Genomic DNA, 24,029 nt, shown 5'->3' on the forward strand with positions numbered 1-24,029 from the left:
GACGCCCCCTCTACCTTTGTACCCACAGTCACTAACGAACTACTTTAAGGACAAGGGATTGTTTAAAAGTAGTGCTCTGGTTTTTTATAACAGCTTCGATTGTTACATCTCCAACCTCAATACCATGGAAATTGAGTTTGACCATGCCCCCGGCGCCAGTGTACAGCGACGCAAAAGGAAGGCCATTAACGTTCCAGTCGACCCTGCGCCCCGCCAATAAAGCCGGAGGTGGCAATAACTTCATGACCCGCGCCGTAATCATCGAAGACTTGCCTACCTGGATGATGGCAGGTAGGGCCCAGAAACTATCAAATACGGCTTGCTCCAAAGGATTGACCGTTATCACTTGCGTCTTCGAACCTGGCAAAGCTGAATCCAAAGACGCCATCAATTCATATTCACCCACGCCAGGTGTTTCCAACGTAATCGAGGCAACACCCTCATCATCGGAAACCGAGTCAGTCAAGGATTCCCCCGCAAAACTCCACTTGATCGTGATGCCCTTCAAAGGCAGGCCTGTGAGAGAGCCAATCACCGTGACCCAAGCGTTTACTTCATGCCCGGGATAGGTACTGGGTCTGTCACAGGTGAGTGACTGGATCACGGCTGCTTGTTCATAAACAAGCGGCACCGAATCCCAGCCACCTTCACCACCTTTAACTGTCGCCCATAACACATCCATATTCTGGGCAACAGGGATAAAACTCAGCCAGGCAAATCCGTCCACATTGGTGAACGAAGAAGGCAGAAGTTTATTACCACTCGCCCACATGACTTCCACATTTTCCAGTGGCAAACCGGTAAGGCTGGAAATTACTTTCGCCCGTACGCGAGTTCCCGTCGCCCGATCATTCGCCAGTTCGCTATCGTTTACTTCAACGAGTTCAATGATTTTCCGCGGCTCATTGAGCGTATAGGCCAGGGCTATCGATTCCGAATGGCGCTCATCCCCCACCGTCGCAGTCAGCTCGTTCGCTCCGGGCGTGGTTGGAACAAAACTAATTTGCGCCACACCGTAATAATTGGTCACTGAGGTCACAACCCCAAGATCAGGACTACGCCAGGTTACCGTCCAACCCACCATCGGCCTGCCGCTTATAACCGACACCACCGTGACCGTTCCAACAAACGCTTGCCCCCAGTCCAGTGTCTGAAAAGCGCTGTTGCCGCTGATTTTCAGCACCTGCGACCCCGGCCCCACGGATATCGCATTAGGCGGTGACAGGCTCGCCAGCCGTTCGGACGACAGGCAAAACGCAAATCTGCCGTTAATCAAATCACCCACAATGAACTCGTATTGCAAACCCGTGCTCTCGAACCGCCGTGGCACCCCGAGGCCTTCCGACAAAAATTTGATACCCAGTGCAGCAGGTCCGGTTCCGGTCATTCCCAGCGTCAAGGCCTTACCAAACAATTCGCTGCTTGCGGAAGCCTCCAAATTCATAACGTGTCGACCCTTGCGGCGCGGGAAGTAGGTTTTCAGGCCCCAAGACCGGGGTTCCTTGCCATCAAAACTGACCGTCAGCCCCGCCCACGGATCGCTTGCCAGCGCACGGACCGTCATGACACGTTTCTCTTCAAAACCGTCGTAAGGACTCGCTACCACGGCCTCCACCCGATGTACCTGCTGAGCATCATTCGGTTTAAAAGGAAACATGGACCAGCCATCGACACCGGTTGGAACCACAGTTGAGTTGTTAGCCATCCACTTCACCGGCACCTGATCCACCGGCTCCCCGGTGAAATGGGAGACCACATTGACCGACAGCCAGGCAGGCTCTTCCCCAATGACCGGATCCACCGCCGATTCGTCCGATGCCTCAATCCTGACTTTGTTGTGCGCCAGCAACATCGAGGTCGCGGTGGCGACAAAGCGCAGCTGAGGCAGTGCCAACGTCAAGAAAAACTGGCCCGATTCCAGGCTGTGTTTAAAGTCCAGCACCCAGACCGCACCTCCGTCACTGAGGCGTTGTGAGACACCGGACTCGGGGTTGATGGTTGCGCCCAGTTCACCGGCGGGTGTTCCCGACCATGTCAGCGATGCCATCAATCCCACCAGCGAGCTCAGCGCATGGGGCATTACGTTAAAATGGTGAAGTGCACCCAGGCAGGGATAGAACGTCTGGCCATCGAGTGTTGCCTTTATCTGATCGAGCATCAGACTCATTTCTTCTTTCAGATCCACCGACACCAATCGCCCAAAAAGCGCTCGAACAGTCGGCTCCTCCTCAAGCTGCAGCTCCAGATCAAACAGGCTGCTGGTGCTCTCATTCGCGTCTGAATCGAGCCTCCACTCCACGCCTGATGCCACTAGAGGTTTGCGCATATCCAGATCAGCGGGAAACAGTCCGATACGCGGATCCTCATTTCGCCATTGCAAACTGATGTTTTTACCGGTCCATGGGCTATTAGGTAGAGGCTGGACTTTAAGGGTATGGGTTTGTCCACGTCGACAGAGCACACCCAGCTCAACCCGATCGACTTCCACCCCATCAAGCAGGATCTTGACCTCACTCTTCCAGGGACTGGTCGCGATCGCCTTCACAGTGAACGGATGGTCAACTGCAACGGCTTCCGCATGGGCGCGGACGCTGGCAGTGACGACATGTTCCCTGGCGCTTCTTGGCATCCATTGCACACTGGCCCAGCCGCCGGAACCCGTGCGGGTCGAGATCGTTTCATCGAACGTCTTCCAGTCAACCAGTGCGCCGATGACCGGATCGCCGGTCCCGCCGTTCACCTCGTGAACCACCTGAACGCGCAAAAAGACACTGTCCTCTTCATCCACCACCGGAAACTTGTTCGCCTCACGCACATCACCGACCTTGACCAGGTTGCGCGCCAGCGACATGGTTTTTTTCGGCGAAGGCAGGAGCAATTTCGAGCAGACCAGCGACAGCCAGAACTGGCCATCCAGGTTGTCTTCGCTCGTCAGCAACCAGGTAAGCTCGCCGTCCGTGCCCGGCACTGGAACCTCAAGATCAGGACTGATGGCAACACCCAGTTGCCCATGGGAGACACCGCTCCAATGCAGCGCAAAATCTGCATCCGATAACGTGGCAGGCAGTTTTACGTTCACGGCATAAACAGAACCCCGATTGGGGTAGCCGGTTTTTTCTTCCCAAGGCGTCGCAACGCCCTCGACGACCGCTGAGACATCCTTCCACGGATCCGTAGCCAATACCCGGACTACAAACGTGTGAGTGAGGACGCCCGTGGCGAAGTACAAACTCTCGACCGATGCTTGGATGTCGACGTCACCCGCTTGCGTCGGCCGAAATTCAAAATACGCCCAGCCTTCGTCATTGGTATCGGTTACACCTATTACCTGTTCGGAAAGTGTCCACGTCACCGGCCTCCCGCTGACAGCCAGCGAGGTGTAATGCGAAATCACCTTGACCCCCAACCGTACACTCTGGTCGAGTTCCAGCACCGGATAATAAGCCGGCTCAAGCCATTCACGGAACGCCAATCGATGGTGCCCGAGCGACACATTCATCCGGTAAGGTTCGGCGGTGTACTGGTTAAGCAGAGACAGCAAAAGGAGGACAGGGTCGTCAACGTCCATAAACGGGCAACTGATCTCCCATCCATCCTCAACCCGCTGATTGACGCCCCAGTCCGGCGTCGCGAGAATCGCGTCGTCCGGGTTGTTTTCGCTGATCAGCGCAGCGCGGGTACCCAGCCACACGTTGTCGTCCGCAAGCTCGAACTTCAACGTGTGGGCGGCGTCCACGCACAGGTACAAAGGCCGTCCCGTCTGGACGGGGTTGCCGTCGAGCAACAGTGTTTGCACCTCTACCGGCCCCAGGTGCAAGGCGAGCTTGATTCCAGTGATGCAGATCTTCGATAAATAGTCCGAAGGTTCATTCTTGGGGCTGAATATGCTTATGGTGATTACGTCCTGACTTTTAAGGTCCAGCTCCAATGGGACGTCGTACTGGATAGGGAAGAGTTCCAACGGCTGCCCGCTGGCCCGACGCAGTTGATCCTCCTCCTGATTACGTTGCCCGCCCGGTTCAAGGCTGATCTCCTGTTTTTCCTCCGAGCCATTGATGTTGATCCGCATCAAACCCGCTTGGGTATGTCGTGTCTCGCACAGAAAGCTCAGGACATACCCTGCATCAGGGCCAGCATCCATGGGGAGTTTTATCTCCTGACTGACCGAAGACTCATTACCGGCAGCCAGAAAAGGAATGAAGTCGCCCTGATAGAACTCTTTCTGTATACCTAGCCAATCCTGATTGTCCGGGCCTTTTGTCCAATGGCTGAGCGCCTCGGTGAAATCCCCGTTGAGAACCAGATTCTCATCAGCCTGAATGATGGGTTCACGCATGGCTGCCTGCTCCTTCGTCCTTTTTGTTTCGCCCTGTAGTGGTGGCCTGGGTCACCATGTCTTCCACTTTGCGCGTGAAGGTCGGCACGCCGACTTTGGCCGTGTAACGAATACGCACGATGATGTCGGTTAGAGAAGCCAGCATCGACCGCTGCGGCTCTTTGCCTGGCCAGGGAAAATTCAACACCCAGCGCGAGACCACCCCGGTGTTTTCGAAAGGGTTGAGCAAACCTTCATCGGGTTTCGTCGCGACCATGCCGCTGTCGTCGCGGCCCGTCGACAGGGCTATTCGCTGACCGCTGCGCAGGTTGATTTGCACATCGGCCGGGGCCACAGCGCCTTCAGGTTTGTGCAGGTATTTCACTGATTGGGCGGTTGCCTGGGTCGCGACCATGCTGCTGATCTGAAGCAACGTGGCGATCACATTTTCGTAAGGCCCGAGCAGCATCGGCAGATCGACTTCCACCGAACTGATCTGCCGGCAGTAGTGCCCCGGATGATCGCGATCGAAGAGCAGCTGGGTGAGCTTGAATTCAAGCGATCCGCTGCTGAGCAACTGCTCCAATGCAGTTTTCCAGTCCGCTATTCCGGTCTGCGGATCGACCGTGTCTTCAAACAACTGCCGCAAAGAGATGGTTTTAATCAGTTCCAGACGCCGCTCATGGCGTTGCAGGTATTCGCGCTCGATACGCAGCAGATACCCATGCAGGTGCTCGGCTGCTGTCAGGCCGTGACGCAAGTCCACCCACACTTGAGGCAGGGGAATCTGCGAGTCGTAATCGCCGGTTTCGGCACTGAGCGAAGCCTGGGCGCTGAGGCACAGGCTGACCACCGCATCGTAAGCCTGATAATGCAACGCCTTGAGCTGGCCCAACATCCAGCCGTACAGTTCGGCGTTGGTCGCACGTTTTTTCAGAAAGTTGAAAACCGTCAATGCCTGACTGTTGGCTTGCAGGGTCTGATCCAGGCTGGTCCGGGCCGCCCGTACGGCATGTTGTTGCGCGACGATCTGAGCGTCGATCGCCCGAACCTCCGCCAGTGCCTGCTTGCTTTGCAATTCCCAATCGGCGCGGCGGCGGCGGTAGGCTTCGGTGGTGGCTTGTCGGTCCGCATCAATTTGCAGCGCCGCGGCGGCGATGTCCAAGCCGTAACAAACAGCATCGACCGCTTTATCGGGACGATGGCCACCGGCCGCCAAGCCAAAAATGTTGGGTATAGTGGCAAGAAGTGCACCAAAGGGCTTAATCGCTGAAGAGGTGAGCGCCAGTACTTTTGACTGAAGCAGACTGTCCATGACTGAGTATTCAACATCCGATATGTTGTCCTTAGCGAGTTGCGCATACGCCTCGGCCCGCTCTTGCGCCACCGCTCGGCTATTCGACAGCGCAGACACACTCGCTTCCATTTGGTCGATGTTCTGCCGTTGCAGGGTCTCGGCATAGGTACCCAGTTCCACCAAATGCTTTTGCTGCAATTCCTCCTGCGCCGCCCGGTCCCGTCGATCAAGCAGGTTCAGTACCTGAGCGCCGTTATCCTGCAAGCTCTGCACGGCACGTAACGCCGCCTCGAATAGAACGCGCCAACGAAAGGCACCCACCACCAGCCGGCCCCCCATCGGTCTCGGCCCTGCAACGCCACCCGCCGCGAGATCGCGCAGCAATTGATCAGGGTCTGCTGGCGGTTCGAACAACAGGATGTTCGACGACGCGCCGTCGATAGTGAGATTATTGCGCAAGTTGTGCAGGCGATGGTCGGGTCGTGCAAACAGATCCAGCAATATCTGGTTGATCGGAATTTTAAAAGGGCCGACCGCTAATAGCCCCATCAGTGGCGGGTTTTCGCAGGCAGCAGGGAAATCCTCCAGTCCGTAATCGAGGTTTAGTTCAAAGCCCTCCAGCGCCGACCGCGAACCACTGTTTCCTAAAAGAGAATCAACGGTCGCCGTTTTCCAACTGTTCACCGTGCGCACCAACGGCGCCTTGCCCATCAGGAACTTGGCCTGGACGTAGCACAACTTGGCCGCCACCAGGCTGTCACGGGTCAGTTGACGGTAATACCAGTCGCCCCATGCCATCAGATTATTGACGTACTCGGTAAACATCAGAATCTGAAAGTGCCGGGGGGCTGAATAGCCGATGGCATCCGGGTCGGTCGGGTCCTGGGTTTCAGAGCCGGGATTACCGGGGTTCGTCAATGGCCGGCAGCGCCAGTACCGCGGCTTTGCATCCGGCTCGGAAGATTCATCTGCAGTAGCTTGTGGATCAAACACAGAGCGCAACCAGTTCTGCGCTTCATTAAACCTGCCTTCCTCACGCAAGCGTGTGGCCACCAGGTGCGCCAGGTGAAAAAACAGCTCCCAGTAAAACAACCCGTTGGCGCCGTCGAATGCACCGTTCGGCTCGTTGAACACTACCCCGGTCGGGCCCGGTTCCTTCAGGAACTGTGTGCCCCAATTCAGTACGGCATCGATGGAAATGTTGGAAAGCTGGACGATGTCGGGACCGAACAGCGAGTTCAGGCGAGTGTATTGCAGCGCCAGTTCCGCCTGATTGAGCTTCAGAAACTGCGCTGCATCAACAGTGTTTTTAAGCAGGGCCGGAGGGGGGAAGTGCACAACGTTGGAGATCGTTATTGCGAAGTGTTTGAATTTACGGGTGGTTTCACCAAAGGAAAATTCAGCCGCACTCGACCATCCACCCTTCACCCGTTTAAAGACCAGCCATTCGGTACTCCAGCCCCCGGCGCTCGGAAAGATTTTCTTTATCGGTGCCGGGTCGCCGTCGGCCGAATTTTTTAACTTCAACTCAAATTCAATGTCCGTTCCGGGCCAAGTCGTTGGTCGGCAAAAACCTTGGACAAGCAGCACATCGTAGCCATCAACAGGTACCACAACGACGCGCAAATCCAGAAATTCTATTAACTCGTTCACATTGGGATCGTAAGTTACAACGACTGGCAGTCGACTGATCAACGTATGCTGCACCGTCAAGGGGGTAGCAAATCGTTGCGCCGCATGTTCGAGCCAGTAGCCGTCACCCTCTTCCACGCGGCGCATCAGCACATCCCTTACAACCGCGACCTTGAGGGAGCCCGTGCCAGTCTTGCCATTAGTCAACATCACTTCCAGCGTGCCCTTGGGATGCTGCTCACTGACCAACACAGTCGCAATCAGCCGAACGTCTGCGGAAAGGTCTTCCTTATGCGCAGAAGCATGCAGACTCAGCGGTGCCGACCACTGACCGTTTTGCGTCATGAAAGCCAGGTGGATATCGAGTCGGTAGGGAAAATCCGAACCCTCCGGTTGATCGACGGACTTGTCGCGCCAATCGGCCCACACCACACACAACCGCCCATTCCAGAACACCAGCCGAATGTCCAGCACCGTCGCACCCGAGGGAATATTCACGGGTTGCCATTCACGCCACGCCGCCGGATTGATGGCAGTTTGTTGAGTGCCGAGTTCAACTTCAGCCTTGCGCCAGAAGTATTGGGGCGGCTCGGTCCGCGTGCGGCCAACAAAGAAGTAATCCGCTCGAGCGGGCGTTGGCGGGCGTGAGGTATCCCCTTTGAAGCCGCCCATGTAGCAGCTGCACACGTCCAGATCGCAGGTCTTCTCGAAGGTGTGCAGATAGTCCTGCAATGCCGCCTGGACGGAGTCGGTGGTCAAACTGCTCTGGTTCAAGTTGTTTTCGAGGGCTTTGAACAGGCTGGTCTTGCGCTGGCGAACAAAAGCGCTCATGAAGTTTTCCGGGTAGCACAAGATCAGTTGCAGCGCCGCCCAGGTCGGATAATTGTTGTAGAGTTCCCAGGTGTCCAGGTCGTGTTTGCCGAACGAGTGCTTTGTGTAGCCGGGCTCCAGCTTGCGGTACACCGCATGAATGTACTGCTGAGCACAACTGATTGCTTCAGCAACCCAGGAACTCTGCACCGGGTAGCTGTCCAGCGGATCCATGCGCAGCAGTTCGAACAGGTCTTCCGCTGTTCTCATAAAGAAGTAAGACTTCTCTCCTTCTTTTTTGACATTACCGATGCAGTATTCCATCAACGCGGAGCGACGTTTTTCCGACAGCAAACCCATGATATTCGATGCCATGATCCTTTCTCCTTAGCCTTTAACCGGGGGACGCACGTCAGCCAGCGATACCTTCATCCAGGGCTCCTATCACCCTCGAAAGTGATGGGACCGTAAACGGCCTCAACGTTGCTCTCGGCCCGGACGCTGAAATTGACTGTTCCGCCGCTGCAGGAGACAAACACTCGCGTGAGCCCGTTCTTGTCGGTAAAGCCCTGGCGGGGCCGAATAATGACGGATATATCCTCCTTCCCTTCGGTTTCAGAGAACCACTGCACGAGTTGGCTTTCTCCAAGATTTCCATACCTGTCCATCAGCTTGGCGTAGAGTTCGACTTCGTCACCAACTGCCACGGGGCCCAACGGTATCGGGGACATGAGTGGTCGCGGAAATTGCAGGCTCAAGGGGTCGGCTATGACCTCAATGACAGGGGCAGGTTGCGCGTCAAACAGATCCAGCCAGAACAGCGGCGTTTCCGTGCCCATCATGCTGCCCGGGATAAACACCGCTACGAGCGTTCCATCCGTCCCGGTCGCTAGTGTGCCAATGTTGCCCAGGGTGGCGTGCCAGTAAACATTGACCCCCTTCAATGGAGCACCCGCTGCATCCTTGAGGGTCACCTTGAAAGAGATTTTCTCGCCAGGTTTATTAGCCACCACAGAGTTGCCGCCGACCACTGTGCATTGCAGGTCGACGAGTTGCTTGAGATCGCTTGCGGTTTGAACAGAAGGCTCGGGCGATTCGGACAGGCTCAACAGGGCGTTCTCGGCGGCAGTGGCATACTCTTGCTTGGCAGCGGGCGTATCAACGGTCTCAGGCAACTTGCCGATCTGGAAAATCGTCAGGGCTTTCATACCGCTGTGCTTCGACAGCACAAGGATGCGCATCAACATGTCCAGCTGTTTCAGGTTTTTCAGAACCTTGAGGGCCGGATCTATACGAGCGACACACTCGCGCACTTCCTGGACGCTCCAGCCAAAAAACTCGGCCAGTATGATGGACGAGGCCTGCTGGGCCAGGGCCAACGCATCACCGTTTATGTTCGGCAGTTCGTTGACCTGACGTAGATAGTCGAACAGTTTCTGCGCCGGTTGTTCGCTCAGTTCGAACGCCCGGGTGAGCGCGGTGAGGTAGTAGAGCGTTCCCACCGAGAACGCATGTTTGTCGTCCTGCCCTATCCAGGAGCGATAACCGTAATCCAGGTATTCGCGCAGCAGGACGGCACTCAGATTCAGTCTGGTCACCACCGCACTGCGACGGCGCACATCGGCCAGCAACGTGAGCAGGGGATCAGGCTGTTCATTGCGCACACGCACAGGTTCTTCAGACCCCGTGCCGATCCGTTCGACCACCAGACGCAGTAGCTGATAAATCGTTGCATTGGCCCAGTCGAGCACCTGAATGGCTTGCTCTGCATCAACACCGGCATACACCGCCAGGCATTCCTTGACCACCGACGCCTGAGCGTCCCGGGCCTGCACGAGCACACCGAACATTTGTTCGACAATGGCCGCGCGCAACGTGGCCTCAATGTCGCCCAAGCCGTCCTTGACCGCCTTTTCAATTTCTGCGCGAGCATAGGCCGGGTATGCAGATTCAATCGTGCGCGGTGCCAGCACCAGACCATCAGCATCAGCCACGCCCCGCAGCAGATCGAGCCAATCAGCAGCCGGCAGCGCCGGCACCCCGGCCATTAACAGCCCGGCGTTGGTCAACAACGCGGCCGGCAGCAGGTTGCCAACCTGCGTGAACAGTTGCAGTTCAAGTTCCGAGGAGGCACTGGGTCGCGGTTCAGACACTTGCTGCAGCATCCACAGCACCGGGATATCACGATCCTTGCACCAGCCCACACAGGAATGCATGGCGTAGATCAGGTTCAACACATCCGGTGCGCTTTCTGAGCCGTTGTTGATTTGCGGGAGCCCAGCCAGCCCCTTGACCCAGCTTTCTCCACCCAGCAACGTCAGCATCAACACGCCTTCTACCGGTGTGATGTCCAACATTCGCGCCAGCGTCACCAGTCGGTAGAAACTTGAAATGATCGCCGCGCTTCTTTTAAGTTTTGTTTTGTCGGTGAGGTTGTGCGCCTGAGCAATTACCAGGGCAAGGTAAGCGTAGGTCTGCAAATCAATATCCAGCCCGCTGCACAGTTGGTTGACCGTCAAGTCGGTCGCCCCTTCTGCGGGCAGCGTCGCGAACTCCAGGTTATCGAGCTTCAAGGGCTGACGATAATTGCCTTGGCTATTGAACACCTGATCGAATTGCGAGAGCGCGTCCCCGCGACCGTAAATCGACAGCGCATCGATAAACACCGCGAAGTCTTGCGCAGTACAGCCGTAGCGTTCGCGAAATAACTGAAAAAGGCCCAGTGCATGCACCACGTTGTCCGTTATCCACCACTTGCCTGCGGTCGCGCCGCCGCGCACGTCAGCCCGGATGGCGGCGGCCAGCAAGGCATCAACCTCGTTGCTTGGCATGTCCAGCAAAATGTCCAGACGCACCTTGCGGTTCAATCGGTCAAATCGGGCAAAATCCTCGGCGATATCGGGTTTCGCTGACAATCGATGCAGGAAAGACGGCCCCTCTCCGCCACTCGTAATCTTGATAGGGGGTGCTGTACGTGCATTGACGTAAGTCGAACCGAAAAGCTCGCTTTCCGGGCCTGCCGGCGTAACCGGTTCGTACGTCACATTGGCTGAGCGCACCGGCTCGAAATTGCCGACTGATAGCAATGTCTCGATTCCGCGAGTATCGAGTTTTGACCGTTCACCGAAGAAATTTACTTGATCCAGGTTTTGATACTTGTACAAATCGTCTGTACCGAAGTTTCGAGCGAAAAAAGCTTCTCTCCCATCAAACACTGCGGGAGGCTCCGTCAGCAGCTTGCGCTGATAAGGCCCCATCCGCGAGGCATGGGCCATCGCGCGTCCGGCATCGGCTCCCCAAGCCCCCGGTAGCAGAAAATAAGGGAAGTGAAAGTCAATCACGTGCGCAAAATTACCCACCGACAGACCAAGGTCCAGCGCAATGGCATCCATGGTGACCCAATGCTGGTAATACGGCAGTCCGTTCGGGTAGCGCGCCTCAATCAACGCCTCTTCAAGCTTCGCATCCGGCTCATGACTGGTGATGAAGTCTTCCAACACCGAAACGATAATGTCGACTGCGGATACCGACTTGTGCACCGCGTTGAAGTCCACAGAGAGTTTTTTCAGGTCTGTGCGGCGATCGTGCAGGGGGAATTTTTCCTCAGCCACGCCATACGCTTCGATACGGTCTCTGATCCATCGCAGCAGTTCGATCAGGTAAGCCACTGGCGACGCGATCGACTCCAGCGCATCCGGTGGACACAGCGTGTCAAACGGGGTACCGAACAACTGCTCATAATTTGGCCCCGTGACAAACGACAACAACCCGCTCGATGGCCTTGCCACAGCCTTTTCACCACCCGTCAGCGAGTGTTCGATAAACTGGCGGCGCACATGGATGACCATGCTGTTGAGCCCTCGCAGAAGCTGCTTTGCGTCCTGCGGGTTGACCCCAAAATCGCGGGCCACCTGCTCATGGCCTTTTTCCACCAGAGAGAAGATTGATCCGCCCTTCTCGAGGTAGGCTCGCAACCCGGAATTGGTTTCGCGCGTTTCCGGATGAGTCATATCTTCTAACAGTTGCGAGGCGGGGCGGATGGACACGTCAGCCATGGTTCAGATTCCTTGAGTCGGTAGCAACCCGCGACAGCCTGACAAACCTCAGGCTATGCGTTCGGTGAAAGAGATTTGGCGCCAGGACACAGCCATCGTCTACTGTCAGAACTGACAGGTTTTATGACCGCTCGTCGGATGTTTGGTATCTGGGTTCCGTTGACGGGGCAGGCACGACTTCGAAGCGCTTGCTCTCGACCCAGTCGGAAACCGTCTCGCCCTCCTCGCCGTTTGTGAGGGTTTGCCAGAACCAGCACCACTGGCCGCCAAGGGGCAGCGGTTGCGAGGCCACACCGTGCCATTCCCCGGAGACGGAAATATTCACGGCCCATTTCACGTCGGGGTTAAACCAGCTCACAACTTCCCCGACACCCACCGCCCCCAGGCCTTTGAACTCGACCGGGTGACTGACCCGTCGTCCCGCTGCAGGCGACTCGATAGTGGGCACGTACGTACCCAGCACCACCGATCGTTCGAGGGAATCGGCGGAATCGAAGCCGTCGCACGAGGCCACGGCCACCAGACCGTAACCGCCACCGGGCTGATCGAATGCCACCGTCACCGACCACGTGCGATCTTCCAGTACCGGACCCTGCCCCAACACCGTACGCCCCCCGTTGATCAGTATCACAGCCACCCTGTCCCCCGGCTCGCCGAAGCCTGACACCACCACCTGACGACCGACGTGGTCGTCCGCCGTTGGGGTTTCGATACTTGGCTTTGCCGGCACCACCTGGTAGCTCAATGGCTGGCTGTCTTTTGACGTCTGCTCTTCAAAGGTTTGCTTGGCCCAGATGGTTTTAGCCCCCACCGGCAAGGTCACCTCGGCTTTCCAGCGGCCGTTGTTGTCCACCGCAACGTTCGTGAGTAAAGGCTCGGCTTCGCCCTCCAGCAACACTACGACTCGCCCGCCCGGCATGGCCCAGCCCTCCAGTGTCGAGGTTCGCGGCAGATCATCGTTCTCTTTCGGATTTGTGATGAACGGTGGCATCACCACGACTTCGAACGTGCACGGATCACTGGGCAGCGATTCCCGTTCGTTGAGCGTTTGTTGAGCTTCGATGGTGTACTCAAAAATATCGAGTGAGAGGTCGATCGACCATTCGTCATCGTCCGTCAGCAATTTGGGTTCACCCAGCACCCCACCGAATCGGACATCGCGCAGTTGCATCGTGGCCCCTGCCAGGCCGTTATTCCCCTGGACAGTTATGTCGCGACCAACCTCTGCGTTGGGGGCGGGTTGCGTGATGACCGGCTTGGGGATGAGCGAATCGATCTGGAAGGTTTCGGATGCGGCCAGTGAGGTTTGCCCGGCGGCGGTCTGGGTCACGGCGACGATATGGCGGATGTCCGGTTCGAAGGGTTCCGCGCGCTGGAAGCTCCAGTCTGTACGGGTCACATCGGCAACAAATGTCCCATCGCTGTCACTGAAGGTGAGCTCAACGTCAGCATTCAGCCAGCAGGTTCCCGAAATGACGACGAAGAAGCCATTCACGTCCACCTTGCTGATAACCGGTGCCAACGGCGGGATACAGACATTCAACTCGACCCAGCTCGGCGACCACTGACCATTCAGGAATTGCCTGATATAAACTTTTCGATCGAGTGTCGGGCCCCACACTTCTGAAGACTTGCTCGACCACTTGCCATTGATAACAGTCGCATCGGGGGCGGCCGTGGAGGTGTTGCCTGGATTGGCAATCGTTACCGTAGCGCCGGTTCGACCATCGCCTGAAAAAACAGGCTGGTAATCCTTCGTGTACTGCACATCGGTCGGATCTTCCAGTTGCCGGTTGACGGTGAACTGGAATGGCTGCGATTCGATCCAGCCATTGGCATTGTCGGGAACTTTCTGAATTGCCGTCAGTGTGTACAGGCCCGGAGTCCAGTTCTCTGCCGTCGTATCCCATTCGCCATTGGCTTTCACCAACACAGAGGGTGGCGCAGCTCCACCCGGGCCACTGACAATCCTGATATCGACCGTAGCACCGGCATGGCCGTGGCCGGAAAACTTCACCGTGGTTTCGGTAGGATAGGTGACGATAACTTCGGTTAATGCGGGAGGAAGGACTTTAAAAGTGCGCGGGCCACCAATAGTTTTATTACCTGAATAAGTGAGGCGCGGAACAGCAGTAAATATGCCCGCGGGTATATCGTTGTCGTACTGATCAATCTTCCACTTGCCATCCGCCCCCACCGCCCCCTGGCCGACCTTAAATAGATGATCAAGATCTCTGAGCACCTCAACAAAGCCCCCTGGTATACCACCGTGTCCGGATATCTCTCCTCGCGGATCAGTGACCGCACCGGAATCTGGCACGTCGATAACGGGAATAGTCTGCAGATGGATTTTGCGAAACGAAGAATTTGACACGCGGTTACGGGTAGCGTCCCACACCCTGAAACTGAATGCTTTATCGTACGCAGATAGATCCAACTTTATTGTCCAAGCCCCATTGGTATCGGCAGGTCCAGATACACCAATTTCTGTCCCTATATTAACTGGGCCTTCAGTAATACGGGCTGGATGACCAGGCACTACATTATCACCACTGATTTCTACCAATTGGCTGCCTTCCACCACTGCACCCTCGACGGGTGTCTCAATGTTCGGTGCTCCGACAATAGTTATATCTTTAGGTAAAGAATATTTAAACCCACCTGGGCCGAATACTCGAGCGATGATTCTATAATTATCAGACTTGAGATTAGGATCCAGATTTAAATACCATTGCCCAGGCGAATAAAAAGAAGAACTGGCCAACTCCACTGTCGTATCGGGATGCTGCAAAATTTTAATCCAATCGTAGTCCCCATGAACGATGGTTCCACCTACAACAGAGTTTCTCTCATCATATGTTTCGATAACGGGCTGTGGGGGTGGTCTTAGGGTATTTGTTTCGCTTGAAAACTGTTGCAGCCGATCGCCCTCCACGAACGCTTCATTGCTTCCTGATGCGGTGACATGATCATCATCGTCCGACATAACCCTCTCCCGACGCCAACCAGTGGATATTCCAAGGCACCTTTCTACGTCGCAAACCGGCGCGCTGCCTACCTGTAAAATCTGACAGTTCCGACGAACGGTACAACCGTGGAAACGCGCTTCGCCTCGATTTATCAGGCGTTCGCCAAGTGACTACAGCGCCTTGCGCAACGGACTACACATCCGCCAGAATCCGCCGGCTTGTGCACCTTGGCCTTGCCCCGTAACTTGATCCGCGTCGCTGCCAATCAGCGATCGGGTTTAGTCGCCCGGCGGTTCGATACATGTGCACAAGCGTCATCCAGTCGGGTATTCCCTATCCCCGCACTTGATGGTGGCTGTTCGCAGGGCGCCCTCGGGCGCGCCGGAATTCGTATCTCCGCCGGTCGACTAACCTGCGTCCAGCCGCCACCCTCCGTTTAGTCGCGAGACGGTGGTGGCCCTATTACGGAGATCGATCATGTTCAAACCAACACCAAATCCACCCCCAGAAACCGACCCGGTTTCCCCCTACGCCACCCTCGATTCAAGAAAGCTCCACGCCGCCGCCGACAAGGCGCTGGACCATTACCTCAAACCCGACGTCGAATCCCTTCGCTCTTCCCAGGACCGCGCCATGAAAATGTTCACCGTTGTCGCCGATGCCAATCCCGAAGCGTTGAACATCGAGACCTACGAAACCTTTTCTACGGTCAGCACTTTGCTGCTCGACCTGGCGGACAGCCTGGACGACAAGCCGCGGCATCTGGCGATGGCGATTTACCGGATAAGTGAGTTGGGGTTGATGCTGGTGGAGCGGTCGCTGGATAACGAGAAGGCGATCAAGGTGACGTAGCGTTCAGCCTTTATTTCATTGTTGTCTGAGCTGACGCCATCGCGAGCAGGCTCGCTCCCACAGGGGACTTTCGGTGACCACAACATTTGTGAACACCCGATACCCATGTGGGAGTGAGCCTGCTCGCGATGCTTTTGACGATTCACCTCACGCCGACGCAGGCAACGGCTGAAAACTGAAGTACTGCGTCAACGCCTCCACCAATTGCTCATACTCCGGCGGCGCCCGTTGCAGGCTGAACCCGGCGTCGTAATGGTGGGGGGTCTGGTCTTCGTGGCACCACAGGCAACACGCCGTCAGGTCAATGACCTGCTGACAACCGTCGCTGGTGGGGATTTTCACACGCAGGTCAAAGTCGACGCCCACCATCATGGGTAACTGGCTGATGAGCATCAGCCCGTCGGCGGACACATTGCCCAAAAAGCCGATGGGTTTGTCGGTGACGCTGTTGAACACTTTCAAAAAATACGGCAGTTGATGCCGCTCGATCCGGCGGTCAGTAAACATGCGCAATTGGCCCAGCAAGGCCCTTAAGCAGGGCCGCACTAATGCTTCGGAACGTGCCTGTTTTGCTCTTGTTGAAAAAGCCTGGCGCGCTCTCCCCGATCCCGGTGCGTCAGTCCATGAAACCGCTGACGCTTACTTCTGCCGATCACAGGTATGACCTCGGTTTAGAGGCAAGGCTCTAAAACCGATCTTCTGGACTATAGCTCACCACCGCCGGGCGGCCAGCCGTTGCATGACAGCTGCAATCAGAAGCGCGTCGGGCGCACGGCCGCCGCACTGCGCATCGGGTAATGGCCCAGGCTCTGCAAGGTTTCCAGACGGGCGCGGGCGCGGTAGGCGTATTCGCTTTGCGGGTAGGACGCGATGATGTACTGGTACGTCTGCGCCGCATCAATGAACAGCTTCTGCCGTTCCAGGCATTGGCCGCGCATCATCGACACTTCCGGCCACACATAAGGCCGCGCACGGCTGGAGCGTTCGACTTTCGACAGTTCGAGCATCACTTGCTCGCAATTGCCACGATCGTACGCGCTGTAGGCGTTATTCAAATGATGGTTCATCGACCAACGGGTGCAGCCCGTGACGCTGAGGACGCTGAGGGCAAGTGCGGCAATGGGCACGAATCGCATGGGGGTTCTCCTGTCTTGAGCTCTGTATCGACCCGTGAGCAGAAATCTTCAGGAATGTTCGGTTAAAGATATAAACGAATAAGTAGTGCACATGAACAATGACTACAACGGGAGAGCATAGTAGCCTCACTCAGCGCTTGAACTCAGGAGTCTTTGCATGTCCGTCCGTCGTACCAAAATCGTCGCTACCCTTGGCCCGGCCAGTAACTCGCCGGAAGTTCTCGAACAGCTGATTCTGGCTGGCCTGGACGTCGCCCGCCTGAACTTCTCCCACGGCACCCCCGACGAGCACAAGGCTCGCGCGAAGCTGGTGCGTGACCTCGCCGCCAAGCACGGCCGTTTCGTTGCCCTGCTGGGTGACCTGCAAGGCCCGAAAATCCGTATCGCCAAATTCGCCAACAAGAAGATCGAGCTGAAGATCGGTGATCAATTCACCTTCTCCACCAGCCATCCTCTGACCGAAGGCAACCAGCAAGTGGTCGGCATCGACTACCCGGACCTGGTCAAAGACTGCGGCGTCGGCGACGAGCTGCTGCTCGACGACGGTCGTGTGGTGATGCGCGTTGATACCGCCACCGCCACCGAACTGAACTGCACCGTGCTGATCGGCGGCCCGCTGTCCGACCATAAAGGCATCAACCGTCGCGGCGGTGGCCTGACGGCGCCGGCCCTGACCGAGAAAGACAAGGCCGACATCAAGCTCGCTGCCGAAATGCAGGTCGACTACCTCGCCGTGTCCTTCCCGCGTGACGCCGCCGACATGGAATACGCCCGTCAACTGCGCGACGAGGCCGGCGGTACTGCCTGGCTGGTGGCGAAGATCGAACGCGCCGAAGCCGTGGCCGACGACGACACCCTCGATGCACTGATCAAAGCCTCCGACGCCGTCATGGTGGCTCGTGGTGACCTCGGTGTGGAAATCGGCGACGCCGAGCTGGTGGGCATTCAGAAGAAAATCATTCTGCACGCACGCCGCCACAACAAGGCTGTGATCGTCGCGACCCAGATGATGGAGTCGATGATCCAGAACCCGATGCCGACCCGTGCCGAAGTGTCCGACGTGGCCAACGCCGTGCTCGACTACACCGACGCCGTGATGCTCTCGGCGGAAAGTGCTGCCGGCCTGTATCCGCTGGAAGCCGTGCAAGCGATGGCGCGCATCTGCGTCGGCGCCGAAAAGCACCCGACCAGCAAGACCTCCAGCCACCGCATCGGCAAGGTGTTCGAAAGCTGCGACCAGAGCATCGCCCTGGCCGCCATGTACACCGCCAACCACTTCCCGGGCGTGAAAGCGATCATCGCCTTGACCGAAAGTGGCTACACGCCGTTGATCATGTCGCGCATCCGTTCTTCGGTGCCGATCTACGCGTTCTCCCCACACCGCGAAACCCAGGCCCGCGCGGCCATGTTCCGTGGCGTCTACACCGTACCGTTCGACCCGGCATCGCTGCCGCCTGAGCAAGTCAGCCAGGCTGCGATTGACGAGTTGCTCAAGCGCGGCGTCGTGGAGAAAGGCGACTGGGTCATCCTCACCAAGGGCGACAGCTACCACACCATCGGCGGCACCAACGGGATGAAAATCCTGCACGTTGGCGACCCGATGGTCTGAGTGTCCGGCTGCTGAAAAACAGAAGCCCCGCCATGTGAATGGCGGGGCTTTTTGGTTTTTGATCCGGAAGATGTGCTGTCGGCGCGGGCCTCTTCGCGGGCAAGCCTCGCTCCTACAGTGGATCTTCGGCGCTCACAAAACCCTGTAGGAGCGTAATGCTGTTCACTTAAGAGAACTTCCAGACGAGCAAGCACCTGTGGCGAGGGGATTTAGCGAAACGTCGCACCGCCCCGTTCGGCTGCGAAGCAGTCGTAGAGCAGGCAACTTAGTCTGTCTGAACGGACGCTGGGGGCCGCTTCGCGACCCAACGGGGATAAATCCCCTCGCCACAAATGTGGGTACCCGCGCTTAAGTGAACAGCATTACTGTAGGAGCGAGGCTTGCCCGCGAAGGCGTCAGCCCGGTCACCGCATCGTCAATGTCGTTTGATAAAGGCTGACAACGCCGCCATCGCCTCAGGCGAACGCAGCCGCTGGGTGAACAATGCGCCCTCTTCTTCGATCACTTTGCGCAGCTGTTCCCGGTCCGGGGCTTTCATCAATTGCTTGCTGATGCGCACCGCTTCCGGCGGCAATGATTCGAACCGCAACGCCATTTCCCGCGCCTTGGCCAACGCGGCTTCGCCGTTGCCCAACGCTTCGGTCGCAATGCCCCAAGCGGCGGCCTGTTCTCCGCTGAAGCTCTCGCCAAGCAGCAGTAATTCCGCCGCTTTGGCATGCCCGAGCAGTCGCGGCAGGATCAGGCTGGAACCAAACTCAGGGCACAACCCAAGGTTCACGAACGGCATCCGCAACCGCGCATCCCGGCTGACATACACCAGATCGCAATGCAGCAACATCGTCGTGCCAATCCCCACCGCCGCACCCGCCACAGCCGCGATCACCGGTTTGCGGCATTCCAGCAAGTTGAGCATGAAGTGGAACACCGGGCTGTCGAGGTTGCCCGGCGGTTGCTGGATGAAGTCGGCGATGTCGTTGCCGGCGGTGAAGCACTCGGTGCTGCCGGTGATCAGCACGGCGTTGATTTCGGGGTCCGTGTCGGCCTGTATCAGCGCCTCGGCCAAACGGCTGTACATGGCGCGTGTCAGGGCGTTTTTCTTGCCGGGGCGGTTCAGGCGCAGGGTCAGCAGGCCGCGTTCGCGTTCAAGCTGGATGGCATCGGTCATGGCGAGTCCTGATCTGAGAGTAACAACTGTGGCGAGGGAGCTTGCTCCCGCTGGGCTGCGCAGCGGCCCCAAAAGTTTGTGAGCGCTGCGCACTCAAGCGGGAGCGAGCTCCCTCGCCACAAAAATCAGCGCTCAACCACGGGGAACAAAGACATCCGCCAGCAGTTGGTTGCGCGGCAATCCGGCCAGGTACAAACGCCGGGCGAAGGCGTCGACGCTGTCGGGGGCTCCGCAGACTAAGGCCAGGGTTTGTCGGGAAACAAGCCGCAGTTGCGCCAACGCCTGCGGCAACTCGGCCGGGGTCCAGCATTCGAGACTGAGGTTTTCACGACCGTCGGCCATGGCTTGCAGGGGTTTGGCCAGGTAATGCTCGCTGGCATCATGGGCCAGGTGAATGACGCGGATGGCGCCTTGGTGATCCTGACGCAACGCTTCGCGCAACACTCCGAACAACGGCCCCAACCCTGTGCCGGCAGCCATCAGCCACAGTGGCCGGGTGTTCCAGTCCGGGTCGTATTGCAACGCCCCGCCGCGCAGTTCGCCGAGGCGGATCGGGTCGCCGATTTTCAACTGACGGGCCGCGTCGCTGAATTCCCCCGGCTGGCGGCAGTCGAGGTGGAATTCCAGAAAGCGGTCTTCTTCCGGCAGACTGGCCAAGGAGTAAGGCCGTGCCACGTTCCCCGCCCACAACACCAGATGTTGCCCGGCGCTGTAGCGTAACGGTCGTTCCGGTATCAGGCGCAGACGCAACACGCTGGCGCTCAGCCAATCGACCGCAGTGACCTGTGCCGGGCGGCCGTCGCCTTGTGGGTCGAAGGTATGCACTTGCAAGTCCTCGACCACCTGACACTGGCACGCCAGGCGCCAACCTTGCTGACGCTGTTCAAAGCTCAAGGCATCGGGACGGCTGTCGCTGGGCAAACCTTGGACACATTGCACCAGGCACGCATGGCAACTGCCGGCGCGGCAACTGTAGGGCACGGCCACGCCGTTTTGATTCAGGGCATCGAGCAGGTTGCTGCCCGGCGCCACCGACCAGTGGCGCTCGCCGACCCGCAACTCAGGCATCGACGTTCTCCCACGCCGCCGCGCAACGGTTGCGACCGTCACGCTTGGCGCGATAAAGCGCCTGATCGGCGCGCTGCAAGGCGTCGTCGAGATCATCGCCCAGCTCCAGCAAGGTCATGCCGGCCGACAAACTGAGGTGGGCGACATTGAGGCCGATCAACTCGACATCGGTGAAGGCGATGCGCAGCCGCTCGCAGCAGGACGTGAGGCGTTCGGCGTTGCAGTCAGGCAACAGCACCACGAACTCTTCACCGCCATAACGGGCCAGCACATCACCCTCGCGCAGGCACGCGGTGGCCACGCCGGCAAAGGCTTGCAGCACTTGATCGCCGGCGGCGTGGCCGTGAACGTCGTTGATGCGTTTGAAGTGGTCGAGGTCGATCAACGCCAGGCCATGTACCACGCCCGCCTCCATCGCGTTCAACTCGCGGGATGCCAGGCGCAGGAAATGCCGGCGGTTGAACAGCCCGGTAAGTTCGTCGGTGGCGACCAGATCTTCGAGCTGGCGCATCATCCCGCGCAGGGTGTCCTGATGCGCCTGCAAGGCGAACCGGCGTTGGCGCATGCGCTGACGCGAGGCCTGGACGTAACGGGCATAAAGCTCCAGCCAGATCAGCACGATGAACAGCACGCAAACTTGCAACGCGGCGAGCGCCGGGTCGTGCAACTGGAAGTGGTAGCCCTCCCACAGCGTGATAGAGCTGAAACTGAAAAACACCAGGAGCGCACAGCGCACAAACGCACGACGGGAAAGATGGAACAGCCCGAACAACATGATCAGCAGGTAGAACACCAGGAACGCGCCGCGTGCCTCATCCAGATTGGCAATCAGCCACGTCTGCCAGCCCAGGCCCATCAACACTTGCGCTTCGGTCAGGCTCGGGTCGGAAAACCGCAGGTTGCAGCCGCTGTAAAACATCGTGAACAACGCTGCCTGAGTGATCACCACCAGCGCACTGCCGATGGCCACGCTGGCCAGCGGTTCATCGTAATGCCCGGTGAAAAACGCCAGCCACAGCAATAACAAAGCCAGGGCGTAGGTGCCGGCTGCGAGGGCAAAGCGTTTGAGCAAAAGCCGTTGGATGGCGTTATGGGTCAATCGTTGACTCACCGTGCGAAAGGAGGCTGATCGAGTGTCCTACTCTACAGACCGAATGCCACTTTAGTGGGGTGTCTGATAAATGACCATTCAATTTTCGGGGCAGAAAACTGGCGTCAAAAGCATGTCCCGTTTTCGCCTGGATTCTGGTCCTTGCCACGGTCCCTGTAGCAGCTGGCGAAGCCTGCGTCCGGCTGCGAAGCAGTCGTAAAACCTGTGTTTATGGTCTGCCTGATACAACGAGGTGCCCGATTTCACGACGGCTTCGCCGCCGAACGCAGGCTTCGCCAGCTGCTACAGGGATCGCGGTGTTATGCGACCAACGATTGACTGCCGGCGGGTGTGCCCGCCACCGAGGCGCGTTATACTGCCGCGCCTTTTTAGCGTCGCGCCAGCAGCCCCGGCGTGCCTTGAAAGGTGCTTGCAACCGACCGATGCACCCAAGCTGCAAGCACCTTATTGAATGTTCCCGTCTTTTAGAGGAGCGCGACTCATGACCGTGATCAAGCAAGACGACCTGATTCAGAGCGTTGCCGACGCCCTGCAGTTCATTTCCTATTACCACCCCGTTGACTTCATCCAGGCGATGCACGAGGCCTACCTGCGCGAAGAGTCGCCGGCAGCCCGCGATTCGATGGCGCAGATCCTGATCAACTCGCGCATGTGTGCCACCGGCCACCGCCCGATTTGCCAGGACACCGGCATCGTTACCGTGTTCGTGCGCGTGGGCATGGACGTACGTTGGGATGGCGCCACCATGGGCCTGGACGACATGATCAACGAAGGCGTACGCCGGGCTTACAACCTGCCGGAAAACGTCCTGCGTGCATCGATCCTCGCCGACCCGGCGGGCGCTCGTAAAAACACCAAGGACAACACCCCGGCCGTTATCCACTACTCCATCGTTCCGGGTAACACCGTGGAAGTGGACGTGGCGGCCAAGGGCGGCGGTTCCGAGAACAAGTCGAAAATGGCCATGCTCAACCCGTCCGACTCGATCGTCGACTGGGTTCTGAAGACCGTTCCGACCATGGGCGCCGGCTGGTGCCCACCGGGCATGCTCGGCATCGGCATCGGCGGCACCGCCGAGAAAGCTGCGGTGATGGCCAAGGAAGTGTTGATGGAATCCATCGACATTCACGAGCTGAAAAAGCGCGGCCCGTCCAACCGTATCGAAGAGATGCGCCTGGAGCTGTTCGAGAAGGTCAACCAACTGGGCATCGGTGCCCAGGGCCTGGGCGGTCTGACCACCGTGCTCGACGTGAAGATCATGGATTACCCGACCCACGCCGCTTCGTTGCCGGTGTGCATGATCCCGAACTGCGCCGCCACCCGTCACGCGCACTTCGTGCTCGACGGCTCCGGCCCGGCCTCGCTGGAAGCGCCACCGCTGGATGCTTACCCGGAAATCGTCTGGGAAGCCGGCCCGTCGGCTCGTCGCGTCAACCTCGACACCCTGACCCCGGAAGACGTGCAGAGCTGGAAGCCGGGCGAAACCGTCCTGCTCAACGGCAAGATGCTCACCGGTCGCGATGCTGCGCACAAGCGCATGGTCGAGATGCTGAACAAGGGTGAAACCCTGCCGGTGGACCTCAAGGGTCGTTTCATCTACTACGTCGGCCCGGTTGATCCGGTGCGCGAAGAAGTGGTTGGCCCGGCTGGCCCGACCACCGCCACGCGAATGGACAAGTTCACCCGTCAGATCCTCGAACAAACCGGCCTGCTGGGCATGATCGGCAAATCCGAGCGCGGCCCGACCGCAATCGAAGCGATCAAGGACCACAAAGCCGTTTACCTGATGGCAGTGGGCGGCGCGGCCTACCTGGTGGCGCAAGCCATCAAGAAATCCCGCGTTGTTGCTTTCGCCGAACTGGGGATGGAAGCGATCTACGAGTTCGACGTGAAAGACATGCCGGTGACCGTTGCGGTCGACAGCAAGGGCGAGTCGGTTCACATCACCGGTCCTGCCATCTGGCAGCAAAAGATCAGTGAAAGCCTGGCGGTCGAAGTGCAGTAAGCGTT

General features: G+C 58.0%; 12 protein-coding genes. 3 read left to right on the forward strand and 9 right to left on the reverse strand.

The window, feature by feature from the left end:
• Positions 1–31: 31 nt before the first annotated feature.
• The 4 genes from ACA070_RS24040 to ACA070_RS24055 all read right to left on the reverse strand — a co-directional run bounded on the left by ACA070_RS24040 (position 32) and on the right by ACA070_RS24055 (position 15,095).
• Positions 32–4,336 carry an Ig-like domain-containing protein gene (locus ACA070_RS24040; RefSeq protein WP_497448602.1) on the reverse strand — a complete coding sequence of 1,435 codons (4,305 nt, stop codon included), beginning with the start codon at positions 4,334–4,336 and terminating at the stop codon, positions 32–34.
• Positions 4,329–8,429: a Tc toxin subunit A-related protein gene (locus ACA070_RS24045; RefSeq protein ID WP_497448603.1), complete on the reverse strand. Its 4,101-nt coding sequence runs from the start codon at positions 8,427–8,429 to the stop codon at positions 4,329–4,331. The genes ACA070_RS24040 and ACA070_RS24045 overlap by 8 nt, the downstream gene beginning before the upstream one ends.
• Positions 8,430–8,482: 53 nt before the next feature.
• Complete coding sequence (locus ACA070_RS24050; RefSeq protein WP_497448604.1) at positions 8,483–12,109, reverse strand: Tc toxin subunit A; 3,627 nt, start codon at positions 12,107–12,109, stop codon at positions 8,483–8,485.
• A gap of 121 nt (positions 12,110–12,230) precedes the next feature.
• Positions 12,231–15,095: an Ig-like domain-containing protein gene (locus tag ACA070_RS24055; protein ID WP_497448605.1), complete on the reverse strand. Its 2,865-nt coding sequence runs from the start codon at positions 15,093–15,095 to the stop codon at positions 12,231–12,233.
• Between the two features lie 460 nt (positions 15,096–15,555).
• On the opposite strand from ACA070_RS24055, the gene ACA070_RS24060 reads away from it, so the two are divergent.
• Positions 15,556–15,930 (forward strand): DUF6124 family protein, encoded by a 375-nt coding sequence (locus tag ACA070_RS24060; RefSeq protein ID WP_497448606.1) that lies wholly within the window; start codon positions 15,556–15,558, stop codon positions 15,928–15,930.
• 147 nt (positions 15,931–16,077) lie between these two features.
• On the opposite strand, the gene ACA070_RS24065 is transcribed toward ACA070_RS24060, so the two are convergent.
• Together ACA070_RS24065 and ACA070_RS24070 are read right to left on the reverse strand one after the other, a co-directional pair.
• Positions 16,078–16,437 carry a PilZ domain-containing protein gene (locus ACA070_RS24065; protein ID WP_497448607.1) on the reverse strand — a complete coding sequence of 120 codons (360 nt, stop codon included), beginning with the start codon at positions 16,435–16,437 and terminating at the stop codon, positions 16,078–16,080.
• Between the two features lie 245 nt (positions 16,438–16,682).
• The gene (locus ACA070_RS24070; protein ID WP_462028430.1) at positions 16,683–17,066 is read right to left on the reverse strand and encodes a tetratricopeptide repeat protein; all 384 of its coding nucleotides are present in this window, start codon (positions 17,064–17,066) and stop codon (positions 16,683–16,685) included.
• A 157-nt stretch (positions 17,067–17,223) separates the two neighbouring features.
• On the opposite strand from ACA070_RS24070, the gene pyk reads away from it, so the two are divergent.
• Entirely contained in the window at positions 17,224–18,675 is a 1,452-nt protein-coding gene (gene pyk, locus ACA070_RS24075; RefSeq protein WP_131062235.1) for a pyruvate kinase, read from the forward strand.
• A 415-nt stretch (positions 18,676–19,090) separates the two neighbouring features.
• Here the strand turns inward: pyk and ACA070_RS24080 are convergent, their stop codons facing one another.
• The 3 genes from ACA070_RS24080 to ACA070_RS24090 all read right to left on the reverse strand — a co-directional run bounded on the left by ACA070_RS24080 (position 19,091) and on the right by ACA070_RS24090 (position 22,007).
• A complete protein-coding gene (locus ACA070_RS24080) occupies positions 19,091–19,840 on the reverse strand; it encodes an enoyl-CoA hydratase-related protein (protein ID WP_497448608.1) in 750 nt (249 codons plus the stop codon).
• A gap of 132 nt (positions 19,841–19,972) precedes the next feature.
• Entirely contained in the window at positions 19,973–20,908 is a 936-nt protein-coding gene (locus ACA070_RS24085) for an iron-sulfur-binding ferredoxin reductase (protein ID WP_497448609.1), read from the reverse strand.
• Complete coding sequence (locus tag ACA070_RS24090; protein ID WP_497448610.1) at positions 20,901–22,007, reverse strand: GGDEF domain-containing protein; 1,107 nt, start codon at positions 22,005–22,007, stop codon at positions 20,901–20,903. Before ACA070_RS24090 ends, ACA070_RS24085 begins: the two co-directional genes overlap by 8 nt.
• A gap of 493 nt (positions 22,008–22,500) precedes the next feature.
• Between ACA070_RS24090 and ACA070_RS24095 the strand changes: the two genes are divergently transcribed.
• The gene (locus ACA070_RS24095; RefSeq protein ID WP_131062231.1) at positions 22,501–24,024 is read left to right on the forward strand and encodes a fumarate hydratase; all 1,524 of its coding nucleotides are present in this window, start codon (positions 22,501–22,503) and stop codon (positions 24,022–24,024) included.
• The last annotated feature ends 5 nt before the right edge of the window (positions 24,025–24,029 follow it).

Source organism: Pseudomonas sp. LBUM1678 (genome assembly GCF_059695575.1).